This is a genomic window from Streptomyces sp. NPDC005004 (assembly GCF_053600675.1).
On the sequence record NZ_JBSGAH010000001.1, the window covers coordinates 300,272 to 313,143 of the forward strand.

Consider the following 12,872-nt stretch of genomic DNA (forward strand, 5'->3'; position numbering starts at 1 on the left):
CGCTCCGCCCCCGGCCCCGGCACCGACCGCCCCGCACCCCGGACCCGCACGCCCCCGAGCGCGCCGCCGTGAGGGCACCCCTCCGGCCGTTCCTCCCGCTCACGGCCCTCCTTCCGCCCGGTCCAGCGCGTCCGCGAGCACCTCCGCGAGGTGGCGCCCGCGGACGCCGGCCAGTTGGGCCAGTTGGGTGCGGCAGGAGTAGCCGTCGGCGAGGATCACGGCGTCCGGAGGTGCCCGCCGGACCGCCGGCAGGAGCTGGTCCTCCGCGCAGGCGCGGGAGACCTCGAAGTGTCCTTTCTCGAAACCGAAGTTGCCCGCCAGTCCGCAGCAGCCGCCGCTGAGGTCCCCGGTCAGCCCAGCCGACGCGCGCAGTCCGCGGTCGGCGGTGTCGCCGAGCACCGCGTGCTGGTGGCAGTGGGTCTGGCCGGCCACCGGGCGGTCCACGGCGGGCGGCTTCCACAGGGGCGCGTGCCGCTCCAGCGCCTCCGCGAAGGTGAGGACGGAGGCGGCGAGCCGGGCCGCGCGCGGGTCCTCGGGCAGCAGCTCGGGCAGGTCGGAGCGGAGCGCCGCCGCGCAGCTCGGTTCCAGGACGACGACCGGGGCGTCCGCCTCCAGCACCGGTTCCATCAGCTCCAGGGTGCGGCGCAGTACCGCGCGGGCGGCGTCGAGGCGGCCGGTGGAGAGGTAGGTGAGCCCACAGCAGACCCGCTCGCGGCGCGCCCGGAGCAGCGCGGTCGCCGCGCGTGAGTGGCCGTCCCCGACCGGGCGTCCCCGCAGCCGCAGCGTGGGCGGCAGGGCGACCCGCAGCCCGGCCGCCTCCAGCACCCGCACCGCCGCCCGGCCGACGGACGGGGACAGATGCTCGGTGAAGGTGTCCGGCCACAGGACCACGAGGTCCCCGGTGCCGCCCGGGGCCGCACGGCCCGCGAACGCGCCGCCGTCCAGGGCGCCCGGGTCGCGAGGACTCGCCCGCCCCCGCCACCACTGCCCGAACGTCCGCTCCGCCACCCGGGGAACCTCCCGCTCGGCCGCGATCCCCGCCGCCCATCGCGCCGCCCGGGCCAGTGGGCGCACCGAGGCGAGCGCGTTGACCAGGGGCGCGGTGCGGGTGCGGGCGATCCAGCGCAGCCAGACCGGGAGCGAGCCCATGCTGTAGTGCGCGGCGGGGCGGAGGCGTCCGGCGTAGTGGTGGTGCAGGAACTCGGCCTTGTAGGTGGCCACGTCGACGCCGACCGGGCAGTCCGAGCGGCAGCCCTTGCAGGACAGGCACAGGTCGAGCGCGTCCCTGACCTCGGTGGAGCGCCAGCCGTCGGTGATCAGCTCGCCCGCGAGCATCTCGTGCAGCAGCCGGGCTCTCCCTCGCGTGGAGTGCGCCTCCTCGCCCGTGGCCCGGAAGGAGGGGCACATCACGGCGGACCCGGACGCGCTTGTCGTACGGCACTTGGCGACGCCGACGCAGCGGCGGACGGCGGCGCGGAAGTCGCCGGCGTCGGCCGGATAGCCGAAGGTCACCTCCACCGGGCGGCGCGGCAGGACGGCGAAGCGCAGGTTGGCGTCCAGCGGCGCCGGGCGGACCAGTATCCCGGGGTTGAGCAGGTCCTCGGGGTCCCAGACCGCCTTGGCCCGCTCGAACAGCCCGACCGTCTCCGCGCCGTACATGCGGGACAGCAGCTCCGCGCGTGCCTGTCCGTCGCCGTGCTCCCCGGACAGCGAACCACCGTGGGCGACGACCAGGTCGGCCAGGTCCTCGGAGAAGCGGCGGAAGCGGCCGACGCCCGCCTCGGTGAGCAGGTCGAAGTCGATGCGGACGTGGACGCAGCCGTCCCCGAAATGGCCGTACGGGGTGCCGCGCAGGTCGTGGGAGGCGAGCAGGGCGCGGAAGTCGCGCAGGTAGACGCCGAGCCGGGCGGGCGGCACCGCGCAGTCCTCCCAGCCGGGCCACGCCTCCGTGCCGTCCGGCATCCGGGTCGCTGTGCCGGCCGCGTCCTCGCGCAGCCGCCACAGCGTGCGCCGTTCGGCCGGGTCGGTGACCACCCGCGCGTCCACCGCGTCGGCCGCGTGGACCACGGCCTCGGCCCGCGCGCGTGCGTCCCCGGGCGTGTCCCCGCCCGTCTCCACGAACAGCCAGGCACCGCCCTTCGGCAGCCCGGCCGGCGCGCGGATCAGGTCGGCGGCCATGCCCTCCACGGTGAGCGGGGCGAGGGGCAGCAGCCCGGGGGCGGCCTCGGCGGCGGCGCTCTCGTCGGCGTAGCCCAGCACGGCCAGGGCACGTGCGGGCGGTTCCGGGACCAGACCCACGACCGCCTCGGTGAGGATGCCCAGGGTGCCCTCGGAGCCGCAGAAGGAGCGGGCGACGTCGGCGCCGTTCTCGGGCAGCAGGGCGTCCAGGGCGTACCCGGAGATGCGGCGCGGCAGGTCCGGGAAGCCGGTGCGCAGACGGGCGAGTTCGCCCTCGGCCAGTTCGCGCAGTCCGGGCGGCGCCCCGGCCCAGTTCCGGCCCAGGCGCAGCCGGTCGCCGCGCGCGGTGAGCACGGACAGCTCGCGCACGCTGTCGGCCGTCGTGCCCCAGGCCACCGAGTGGGAGCCGCAGGAGTTGTTGCCGATCATCCCGCCGAGAGTGCAGCGGCCGTGCGTGGACGGATCGGGGCCGAAGCGCAGGCCGTGCGGGGCGGCGGCCTCCTGGAGGCGGTCGAGGACCAGGCCGGGCTGGACCACGGCCGTTCCCGCGCCAGCGTCCAGGTCCAGCACGGCGTTCATGTGCCGGGAGAAGTCGAGGACCACGCCCGTGCCCGTGGCCTGCCCGGCGATGGACGTGCCCCCGCCGCGCGCCACGACCGGCACCTCGTGCGCCCGGCACACCTCCAGCACCGCCGCCACGTCGTCCGTGTCCCGGGGCGCCACCACGCCCAGCGGGACGCGGCGGTAGTTGGACGCGTCCATCGTCACGAGGGCGCGGTCGGTGACCCCGAAGCCGACCTCGCCCCGCACGGCCCGCCGCAGCTCCGCTTCCAGCCCTTCCTCGAAGTTCATCCCGTCCCCCGTAGATCGCTCGTGGTCCCGTGGACCAGTCGTGGTCCGGCCGACCCGTCGTGGCTCCAGCATGCATCCGATCACTCACAGGCATCGGAAGTTGTCCACAGCCCTTCCCCATTCCTGAGATCGTCGTACGAGCCCACAAGTCCACGAACCGGAGATCTCGTCTCATCCGACGGACAGGGCTTCGTACCGTTTCGCCCACCGGATACGCTCCGACTCGTGGCCGACATCGAGATCCCCGCTGACATCAAGCCCGCCGACGGACGCTTCGGCGCGGGCCCCTCCAAGGTGCGGACGGAGGCGCTGGCGGCGCTCGCCGCCACCGGCAGCTCCCTGCTGGGCACCTCCCACCGCCAGGCCCCGGTCAAGAACCTGGTGGGCCAGGTCCGCGAAGGCATCAGCTCCCTGTTCTCCCTCCCCGAGGGCTACGAGGTCGTCCTCGGCAACGGCGGCTCCACCGCGTTCTGGGACATCGCCACCCACGGACTGATCGAGAACAAGTCGCAGCACCTGAACTTCGGCGAGTTCTCCTCCAAGTTCGCCAAGGCCGCCAAGCTCGCGCCCTGGCTGGCCGAGCCGACCGTCATCGCCTCCGACCCCGGCACCCACCCGGAGGCGCGGGCCGAGGCGGGCGTGGACGTGTACGCCTTCACGCACAACGAGACCTCCACCGGTGTCGCCATGCCGATCGAGCGCGTGGCCGGTGCCGACGAGGGTTCACTCGTCCTGGTGGACGCCACCTCCGGCGCGGGCGGCCTGCCGGTCGACATCGCGCAGACGGACGTCTACTACTTCGCCCCGCAGAAGTCCTTCGCCTCCGACGGCGGCCTGTGGATCGGTGTCTTCTCCCCGGCCGCGATCGAGCGCGCCGAGCGCGTGCACGCCTCCGGGCGCCACATCCCGGAGTTCTTCTCGCTCCCCACGGCGATCGACAACTCCCGCAAGAACCAGACGTACAACACCCCGGCGCTCGCCACCCTCTTCCTGCTCAACGAGCAGCTCGAGTGGCTGAACGGCCAGGGCGGTCTGGACTTCGCGACCGGCCGCACCAAGGACTCCTCGACCCGGCTGTACACCTGGGCGGAGGAGTCCAAGTACGCCACCCCGTTCGTCACCGACCCGGGCAAGCGCTCGCAGGTCATCGGCACGATCGACTTCTCGGACGAGATCGACGCGGCCGCCGTCGCCAAGGCGCTGCGCGCCAACGGCATCGTGGACACCGAGCCGTACCGCAAGCTCGGCCGCAACCAGCTCCGGGTCGCGATGTTCCCGGCCATCGACCCGGCGGACGTCGAGGCGCTCACGAAGTGCGTGGACTACGTGATCGAGCGGCTCTGACCGCCGGTTGAACGACGGCAGGGGGCGCCCGGTGTCACACCGGGCGCCCCCTGCCGTACGCACGCCTCCGGCGCGCTTCTACGCGCCGTCTCCCTTGCGCCGCATCCGCCGCACCCCGAACAGCGCGGCCGCGCCGAGGGCCACGACGACGGCGCCCATCCCCACGTTCCCGCCGGAACCGGACCCGCCGCCGGAGGCCGAACCCCCGCCTTGAGACGGCGACTTGGACGAGGAGGCGTCCGTAGAGCCCTTCGGCGCGTCCAGGGCGCGCGCCGAACTCTCCGCGCCCTCGCTGCCGTAGAGCAGCTTCGTGCCGTCGACGGAGTAGGAGACGGATTCCCCCTGGCCCTGGAGGGGCACGTCGAGCTGCCCCTTCCGTTTGATCCTGCCGCCGTTCCAGTCGTAGTAGATGCCGCCGAGGTAGCCGCGTACGGCGAGTTGCCGGCCGTTGGGCGAGAGGGCGGCGTCGGTGGCCCACAGGTCGACCGTGGCGACCGGGCGGAAGATGTTCGTGCCCGAGGAGGACAACCGGGCGGGGCCCTCGTAGAGATGACCGCCGTCCTCGTTCTTGTCGATGATGTACGCGCGCCCCGTCTTCGGGTCCACGACGAGCGACTCGGCGTCCCGCGGGCCGTCGGAGTACTTGACCACGTACTGCGTCGCCGTGATCGTCTGGTCCTTGAGCGTCTTCGGCTCGGGCAGACGGTAGATCCACACGTAGGGCCAGCGGCCGTGGAAGTTGTCGCCGATGTCGCCGACGTAGAGCTGGTTGCCGGGGCCCATGGAGATGGCCTCGACGTCGCGCGGGGAGCCGATGCCGCGCAGGGTCACCGTGGCGACGGTCTTGCCGGTCGCGCTGTCGACGGCGTACAGATACGGGCCGTCGTCGCTGTCGTTGTGGGTCCAGTAGATCCCGGGGTGCTGCCGGGAGGCGGCCAGGCCGCTGGACTCGGTGATCCTCGGGTCCTTGATGGTGAACCCCTGGTCCCCGTCGGCGGCGGACGCGGGCAGCGCGCAGGCCCCCGCGAGCAGGGCCCCGGCGAGCAGGGCGAACGGTCGGCGCATGAGCCAAGCGTGCCACTCCGCGCGGGGGTTCACCGGGCGAGTCGTCCGCCCTCCCCGTGGCGGGCCTCACACCCCTCCCGATTCCCCGGCCGGCCCCGCGATCATCCATGATGAGCGAATGCTCAGGTTCATGCCCGTAGGTGACTCCATGACGATCGGGAGCGCGGGCGAACACACGTGGCGGTACCGGATGTGGCAGCACCTGCGCACGACGTACGACGGCCCCTTCCAGATCGTCGGCCCCCGCGAGACGCTCTACGACCAGGCCACGCAGTCCGCCGACTCCTACGAGTACGCCGACCCCGACTTCCCCCGCGCGCACCTCGCCGGGTGGGGCGAGGGCTGGCTCCACATGGCCCCCCTGATCGGCGACGCGGTCCGCGCCCACCGCGCCGACGTCCTCCTCGTCTCCCTCGGCCTGATCGACCTCGGCTTCTACACCAACGCCGACCAGACGGCGGACAACGTCCGGGCGTTCGTCACCGCCGCCCGCGAGGCCCGCCCCCGCGTCCGTATGGTCCTGCTCCCGGTGATCCCCAACGTCCGCGCCGCCGAGGACGCCCCCTTCGCCGACCAGGTCACCCTCTTCAACACCCTCCTCGCCAAAACGGTCGCCGACCTGGACGGACCCCGCGCGCCGCTGCTGCTGGCCTCCACACCGAGCGGCTGGGACATCCACACCGACACCTACGACGGCACGCATCCCAACACGAGCGGGGAGCACCGGATCGCGGCGGCGTTCGCGGGAGCGATGCACGAGGCGTGGGCGGTGGGCAAGCCGTACGCGGCGGGACCCGTCTGACCAACCGCGGCTGACCCCACCCGCTTGCCTGGAGCGCACTCCAAGTCGTTGGCTAGGGAGGCATGAGGTACACGCAGCTTGGACGTACGGGACTGAAGGTCAGCCGGCTGGTGCTGGGGACCATGAACTTCGGGCCGCAGACCGACGAGGCGGACAGTCACGCGATCATGGACGCGGCGCTGGACGCGGGGATCAATTTCTTCGACACGGCGAACGTGTACGGCTGGGGTGAGAACAAGGGCCGTACCGAGGAGATCATCGGCAACTGGTTCGCCAAGGGCGGCGAGCGGCGCGAGAAAGTCGTACTGGCCACCAAGGTTTACGGGAACATGGGCGCGGAAGGCGAGGTGTGGCCCAACTACGACAAGCTCTCCGCGCTGAACATCCGCCGCGCGGTGGACGCCAGCCTGAAGCGGCTGAAGACGGACTACATCGACCTGTACCAGTTCCACCACGTCGACCGGCACACGCCGTTCGATGAGATCTGGCAGGCGATCGACGTCCTGGTCACCCAGGGCAAGATCCTCTACGCGGGCTCCTCCAACTTCCCCGGCTACAAGATCGCCCAGGCGAACGAGACCGCGCTGCGGCGCGGCAACACCATCGGCCTGGTCAGCGAGCAGTGCCTGTACAACCTGGAGGAGCGGCGCGCCGAGATGGAGGTCATCCCGGCCGCCCAGGAGTACGGGCTCGGTGTCATCCCCTGGTCGCCGCTGCACGGCGGACTGCTCGGCGGGATCATCCGCAAGGAGGCCGAGGGCGGCCGCCGCACCTCGGGCCGCGCCGCCGACGCGCTCGCGAACGCTGCCGTCCGCACGCGCCTGGAGGCGTACGAGGAACTGCTGGCCAAGCATGGCCTGGAGCCCGGCGAGGTCGCGCTGGCCTGGCTGCTGACGCGGCCCGGCGTCACCGGTCCGATCGTCGGACCGCGCACGGCGGACCAGCTCGCGTCCGCGCTGCGCGCGGTGGAGCTGGAACTGAGCGAGGAAGTACTGACGGGCCTGGACGAGATCTTCCCGGGTCCGGGACCCTCGCCGGAGGCGTTCGCCTGGTAGCGGCGGGCCCGGTAGCGGCACGAGAGCGCCGTCGGCACGACAGTGAGGCCGCTCCCGGACACACCGCGGAGCGGCCCCGCTAGCGGAGGGCCGCCACGGCGACGACCACCAGCATGAGAACGAGCGCACCGGCCATGATCCGGTTCCGGGTTTTCGGGTCCACGGGAACGAGCCTAACCGGAGGCGCCCAGGACCCAGCGGGCGACCGCCTCGTACCGGGGCTGCTCGCCGGGCACGCCGGAGGTCGGCAGGTTACTGCGGACCAGGGTGAGCGCGTCTACGGTCCAGGCGCGGCCGCCGAAGTCCGCGAGGGCGTCGGTGTACGGGCGGAGGTCCACGGTGCCCCGGCCCCGCGCGAGGGTCAGGTGGGGCTGGTAACGCCGGTGCTCCTCGTGGCCGACGCCCGCCTTGCGCCCGGCCGACCGCGCCCGCTCGGCCAGCAGGCGCAGGGCCGTCACGTCGCCGTGCGCGCCCGTCCACAGCGCCTTGCCGCCCCCGAAGCGGCCGCCGCCCGCGAGCGCGAGCGGGAAGGGCGCGGTGCGGTGGGCGGCCCGGGCCAGCCGCTCGGAGAGGGCGGGGACGAGTTCGTCGGGGACCTCGCCGTAGAAGGCGAGGGTGAAGTGCCAGCCGGGGCGGCCGGTCCAGCGCAGTTCGTCCGCGCCGGGCAGCTTCCGCAGCAGCGCGACCTCGGCGGCCAGCTCGGCCGCGGCGTCCTCCGGGGGCAGGACGGCGGCGAAGAGTCTCATGTCCTCACCTTGGCAGACATGGCCGCAGGACATCCGCATGATGAGGGCATGACGATCAGGATGCGGGAGGGCGGCCCGGCGGACGTACCGCTGGTCCTCGGGATGTTCGACAGCGCGGTGGCCTGGCTGGCCGCCCAGGGCCGTACCGGGCAGTGGGGCAGCAGCCCGTGGTCCGAGGACCCGGCGGCGGTGGCGAAGATCGAGAAGTGCGTGGCGCACGGCGTGCTCTGGATCGCGGAGGTGGACGGCGAGGCGGCCGCCGCGATGGTCCTGGCGGACTCCCCCACGCACTACGTGGCCCCCGCCGACGAGCCCGAGCGCTACCTCCAGGTCCTGACCTCCGACCGCCGCTTCAAGGGCCACGGCGCCGGAGCCGCGCTCATCGCCCACGCCGTGGAGGAGACCCGCCGCGCCGGGGTCTGCCTGCTGCGCGTCGACTGCTACGCGGGCGACGACGGCAAGCTGGTCGCCTTCTACGAGGAGAACGGCTTCGCCCCGGCCGAGTCCTTCACCGTCGGGGAGAAGGAGTGGCCGGGGCTGGTGTTGACCCGCCGGGTCTAGGGCCTGTCCCTACGGGGACCTCAGGCGGCCGCCGTCAGCTCCTCCCGCTCTTCCTCCCGCTCGCGCGGGACGAAGCGCAGGCTCGGATGTCCCCGGTGCCAGCCGAGAGCCAGGCGCAGATTGCCGACCCGGGCCAGGACCAGGCCGATCGCGGTCGCCGCGGCTACCGAGACGAGGCCGCCGGCCGCGAAGCCCACCCGGGCGCCGTAGGCGTCGGTGATCCAGCCGACGAGCGGGGCGCCCAGCGGGGTGCCGCCCATGAAGACCATCATGAACAGGGCCATCACCCGGCCGCGCATGGCCGGGTCGGTGCCCATCTGCACGGCGGTGTTCGCGGTGACGTTGACCGTGAGGCCGAAGATGCCGATGGGCACCATGAGCGCCGCGAACAGCCAGTACTGCGGCGTCACCGCCGCCACCGTCTCCAGCGCGCCGAACCCGATCGCGGCGGCGATCAGCACCCGGAGCCGGGCCGTGCCGCGCCGCGCGGCGAGCAGGGCGCCGCCGAGGGAGCCGACGGCCATGAGGGTGTTGAAGAGGCTGTAGGCGCCCGCGCCCGCGTGGAAGACGTTGTCCGCGAAGGCGGAGAGCCAGACTGGGAAGTTGTAGCCGAAGGTGCCGACGAAGCCGACCAGGACGACCGGCCAGATCAGGTCGGGACGCCCCGCGACATAACGCAGACCCTCGCGCAACTGGCCCTTGCCGCGCGGCGCACGGCGGCCGGGGTGGAGTTCGCGGGCGCGCATCAGCAGCAGGCCCGCGATGGGCGCGACGAAGGACAGGCCGTTGAAGAGGAACGCCCACCCGGTGCCCACGCCGGTGATCATCAGTCCGGCGACGGCGGGGCCGACGAGCCGGGCGGACTGGAAGTTCGCGGAGTTCAGGCTGACCGCGTTCTGGAGCTGGTCGGGGCCGACCATCTCGGAGACGAAGGACTGCCGGGCCGGGTTGTCCACGACCGTGGCGAGACCGACCGCGAACGCGGCGACGTAGACGTGCCAGACCTGGACGTGTCCGGAGAGGGTGAGCAGGGCGAGCGCGAGGCCGGTGAGCGCCATGGCGGTCTGGGTGACCAGCAGCGTGGGGCGCTTGGGCAGCCGGTCGACGAGGACACCGCCGTAGAGGCCGAAGAGGAGCATCGGCAGGAACTGCAGGGCGGTGGTGATGCCGACGGCGGCGGAGGAGCCGGTGAGGCTGAGTACGAGCCAGTCCTGGGCGATGCGCTGCATCCAGGTGCCGGTGTTGGAGACGACCTGGCCGATGAAGAACAGCCGGTAGTTCCGGACCTTCAGCGAGCTGAACATCGAGGACTTGGCGGGCGCGGGGTTCGTAGGGGTGGTCGGTGCGGGGACGGAAGCTGCTCCGGGGCCCGTACTCAAAAGGTCGCCTCCTTGCGGGTACTGCTTGGCTTACAGATGCGCGAGTTTCTCCAGCACGGGGGCGGCGGCGCGCAGGGCGGCCCACTCGTCCTCGTCGAGGCCCTCGACCAGGCCGGCCAGGAACGCGTTGCGCTTGCGACGGCTCTCCTCGAGCATCGTCTCGGCCTGCTCGGTCCTGGTGACCACCTTCTGGCGGCGGTCCTCGGGGTGCGGCTCGAGCCGGACCAGGCCCTTGGCCTCCAGCAGCGCGACGATGCGGGTCATCGACGGCGGCTGGACGTGCTCCTTGCGGGCCAGCTCGCCCGGCGTGGCCTGGCCACACAGGGAAAGGGTGCCGAGCACCGACATCTCGGTGGGGCTCAGCGACTCGTCGACACGCTGGTGCTTGAGCCGACGGGACAGCCGCATCACTGCGGAGCGGAGGGAGTTCACGGCGGCCGAGTCGTCGCCATGGGTGAGGTCCGGCATGTCTTTAGCGTAACTCATTACTCTGACTAAAGAACAACGGGGGTGCACCGCGATGCCCGTGATGCGCGCCACTGGAGGCATAGATCACCCATAAGAGTGAGTCGGTTGCGAAAAGTGACCCATCGGGTGGCCGGATGTGGCGACCCTCGTACGCATGGGGACCAGTGTGCTCAGCCTGCGGATAGACGGGGAGCTGCTAGAGAGGCTCCGGGACCGTGCGGCCAAGAGGGGAATGAGCGTGCAGGACTATGTGATCCGCACGCTCGTCCGCGACGACTTCGACGAGCGCTTCCAGAACGCGGTGGAGGAGACGGAAAAGTTCTACGGGGCCACACCGGAGGCTCGTGACGCCTCGTGTGACCCCGTAGTGCCCTGACCGGGCCGGGTGCCGGGGGTGGCCCCGGGGAGTGTTTCCCCTTCGGGCCACCCGTCAGGTCAGGCCCAGTGCCGGCATCAGGTAGTAGAAGCCGAAGACCGCCGCGACGACGTACATCGCCGCCGGGACCTCCCGGGCGCGTCCGGCCGCCAGGCGCAGCACCACGAAGGTGATGAAGCCCATGCCGATGCCGTTGGTGATCGAGTAGGTGAACGGCATCATCACCATGGTCACGAAGGCCGGGATGGCGATGGTGAAGTCGGCCCAGTCGATCTCGCGGACCGAGCCCGCAAGGATGAGGAAGCCGACCGCGATCAGCGCGGGCGTGGCGGCCTGTGAGGGCACCATGGTGGCGATCGGGGTGAGGAACAGCGCGACGGCGAACAACGCGCCGGTGACCACGTTCGCCAGACCCGTGCGGGCACCCTCGCCGACGCCCGCCGTGGACTCGACGAAGCAGGTGGTGGCCGAGGAGGAGGTGGCGCCGCCCGCCGCGACGGCGAGACCGTCGACCAGGAGGACCTTGTTGATGCCGGGCATCTGGCCCTGGGCGTCGGTCAGCTTGGCCTCGTCGCTGACGCCCATGATCGTGCCCATGGCGTCGAAGAAGCAGGACAGCAGGACGGTGAAGACGAAGAGGATGCCCGTCAGGACGCCGACCTTGCCGAAACCGCCGAACAGGCTGACCTTGCCGAGCAGGCCGAAGTCCGGGGTGTCGAGGGGGTTGCCCGGCCACTTCGGGGTGGTCAGACCCCAGGAAGGCACCTTGGCGACCAGGTTGATGATCACTGCGAGGACGGTCATCGCCACGATGGAGATCAGGATCGCGCCGGGGACCTTGCGGACGATCAGCGCGAGGGTGAGCAGCACGCCCAGGATGAAGACCAGGACCGGCCAGCCGTTGAGGTGACCGTCGGCGCCGAGCTGGAGCGGGACGGTGGTCTGCGCGACGTCCGGGATGCGGCTGACGAAACCGGAGTCCACCAGGCCGATCAGCATGATGAACAGACCGATACCGATGGAGATCGCCTTGCGCAGGCTGTAGGGCACGGCGTTCATGACGCGCTCGCGCAGACCGGTCGCCACCAGCAGCATCACGACGAAGCCGGCGAGGACCACCATGCCCATCGCGTCGGGCCAGGACATGCGGGGCGCGAGCTGGAGCGCGACCACGGTGTTGACGCCGAGACCGGCGGCGAGCGCGATCGGGACGTTGCCGATCACGCCCATGAGCAGGGTGGTGAACGCCGCGGCGACCGCGGTGGCCGTGACGAGCTGACCACTGTCCAGGTGGTGCCCGTACATGTCCTTGGCGCTGCTCAGGATGATCGGGTTCAGCACGATGATGTACGCCATCGCGAAGAAGGTCGCGAAACCGCCACGGATCTCACGACCGACGGTGCTGCCGCGCTCGGAGATCTTGAAGTAGCGGTCGATGGCGCCATAGGCGGGCGTACCGCCCGGCTGCTCAGGGGCGGGGGCGGCCTTGGTGGGTGCCGACGTGGGCATTCGGTTCCTCATCACCAGTGGGGTTCCCCCGAGCCCCGTTGGAGTTTCCTACGATCAGAAGCGGTCACAGACAAACGGTTTCAGTATGAACGTATGAACCCCGGATCGCGAACTCCGCGCGTACATTTCGGCGGAACATCCGAGCGGAACAGTGCCTGCCGAGTGACCCGGGCCACCTCGTAAGCTGTCTGCCATGACGAAGTGGACACCCAGGCACGAAGCGCCGGAGCCCCTGGAGGGGCCCGTGGTCGGCACCATCACCGGCGGCACGATCCTGTGGTTCGTCCTCTTCCTGGTCCAGTTGCCCTTCTACGGCTGGTTCGAGGACCACGGCCACCTGTGGTGGGTGTGGACCTGCCTGGCCGGGGCCGGACTCGGCCTGATCGGCATCTGGTACGTCCGCAAGCGGGACGCCGCGATCAAGCGGGACGCGGCGCGGGAGGCCGTGCCGGTCGAGTGACCCGACCCGTGCCGGTGAAGTGACGGCGCGGCCGGAGCGGCTCGAAAGACCCTCGTGCGAGACCCCTGGACGGAATG

General features: G+C 71.8%; 12 protein-coding genes. 6 read left to right on the forward strand and 6 right to left on the reverse strand.

The features are described from left to right. Positions 1-99: 99 nt before the first annotated feature. Positions 100-3,030 carry an FAD-binding and (Fe-S)-binding domain-containing protein gene (locus ACWEEU_RS01360; RefSeq protein WP_451727236.1) on the reverse strand — a complete coding sequence of 977 codons (2,931 nt, stop codon included), beginning with the start codon at positions 3,028-3,030 and terminating at the stop codon, positions 100-102. A gap of 225 nt (positions 3,031-3,255) precedes the next feature. Between ACWEEU_RS01360 and serC the strand changes: the two genes are divergently transcribed. After that, positions 3,256-4,374, forward strand: coding sequence for a phosphoserine transaminase (gene serC, locus ACWEEU_RS01365; RefSeq protein ID WP_385747394.1), 1,119 nt, complete (start codon positions 3,256-3,258; stop codon positions 4,372-4,374). Between the two features lie 78 nt (positions 4,375-4,452). Here the strand turns inward: serC and ACWEEU_RS01370 are convergent, their stop codons facing one another. Beyond that, a complete protein-coding gene (locus ACWEEU_RS01370) occupies positions 4,453-5,439 on the reverse strand; it encodes a WD40 repeat domain-containing protein (protein ID WP_451727239.1) in 987 nt (328 codons plus the stop codon). A gap of 118 nt (positions 5,440-5,557) precedes the next feature. Here ACWEEU_RS01370 and ACWEEU_RS01375 point away from each other — a divergent pair, with 118 nt between their 5' ends. Beyond that, the gene (locus ACWEEU_RS01375; RefSeq protein WP_451727242.1) at positions 5,558-6,241 is read left to right on the forward strand and encodes a GDSL-type esterase/lipase family protein; all 684 of its coding nucleotides are present in this window, start codon (positions 5,558-5,560) and stop codon (positions 6,239-6,241) included. 62 nt (positions 6,242-6,303) lie between these two features. Beyond that, the gene (locus ACWEEU_RS01380) at positions 6,304-7,296 is read left to right on the forward strand and encodes an aldo/keto reductase (protein WP_385744612.1); all 993 of its coding nucleotides are present in this window, start codon (positions 6,304-6,306) and stop codon (positions 7,294-7,296) included. Positions 7,297-7,469: 173 nt separating this feature from the next. Here the strand turns inward: ACWEEU_RS01380 and thpR are convergent, their stop codons facing one another. Then, entirely contained in the window at positions 7,470-8,042 is a 573-nt protein-coding gene (gene thpR / locus ACWEEU_RS01385) for an RNA 2',3'-cyclic phosphodiesterase (protein WP_385744614.1), read from the reverse strand. Between the two features lie 48 nt (positions 8,043-8,090). On the opposite strand from thpR, the gene ACWEEU_RS01390 reads away from it, so the two are divergent. After that, entirely contained in the window at positions 8,091-8,603 is a 513-nt protein-coding gene (locus tag ACWEEU_RS01390) for a GNAT family N-acetyltransferase (protein ID WP_451727247.1), read from the forward strand. A gap of 20 nt (positions 8,604-8,623) precedes the next feature. On the opposite strand, the gene ACWEEU_RS01395 is transcribed toward ACWEEU_RS01390, so the two are convergent. Next, positions 8,624-9,982 carry an MFS transporter gene (locus ACWEEU_RS01395; protein WP_385744618.1) on the reverse strand — a complete coding sequence of 453 codons (1,359 nt, stop codon included), beginning with the start codon at positions 9,980-9,982 and terminating at the stop codon, positions 8,624-8,626. Positions 9,983-10,012: 30 nt separating this feature from the next. Next, positions 10,013-10,450, reverse strand: coding sequence for a MarR family winged helix-turn-helix transcriptional regulator (locus ACWEEU_RS01400; RefSeq protein ID WP_018548316.1), 438 nt, complete (start codon positions 10,448-10,450; stop codon positions 10,013-10,015). 154 nt (positions 10,451-10,604) lie between these two features. Here ACWEEU_RS01400 and ACWEEU_RS01405 point away from each other — a divergent pair, with 154 nt between their 5' ends. Then, positions 10,605-10,826 carry a ribbon-helix-helix protein, CopG family gene (locus ACWEEU_RS01405; protein WP_385744620.1) on the forward strand — a complete coding sequence of 74 codons (222 nt, stop codon included), beginning with the start codon at positions 10,605-10,607 and terminating at the stop codon, positions 10,824-10,826. A 54-nt stretch (positions 10,827-10,880) separates the two neighbouring features. Here the strand turns inward: ACWEEU_RS01405 and ACWEEU_RS01410 are convergent, their stop codons facing one another. Continuing rightward, on the reverse strand, positions 10,881-12,335 hold the full coding sequence (locus tag ACWEEU_RS01410; protein WP_451727252.1) for an NCS2 family permease: 1,455 nt from the start codon (positions 12,333-12,335) through the stop codon (positions 10,881-10,883). Between the two features lie 193 nt (positions 12,336-12,528). On the opposite strand from ACWEEU_RS01410, the gene ACWEEU_RS01415 reads away from it, so the two are divergent. Then, positions 12,529-12,795 (forward strand): DUF2530 domain-containing protein, encoded by a 267-nt coding sequence (locus tag ACWEEU_RS01415; protein WP_199587456.1) that lies wholly within the window; start codon positions 12,529-12,531, stop codon positions 12,793-12,795. The last annotated feature ends 77 nt before the right edge of the window (positions 12,796-12,872 follow it).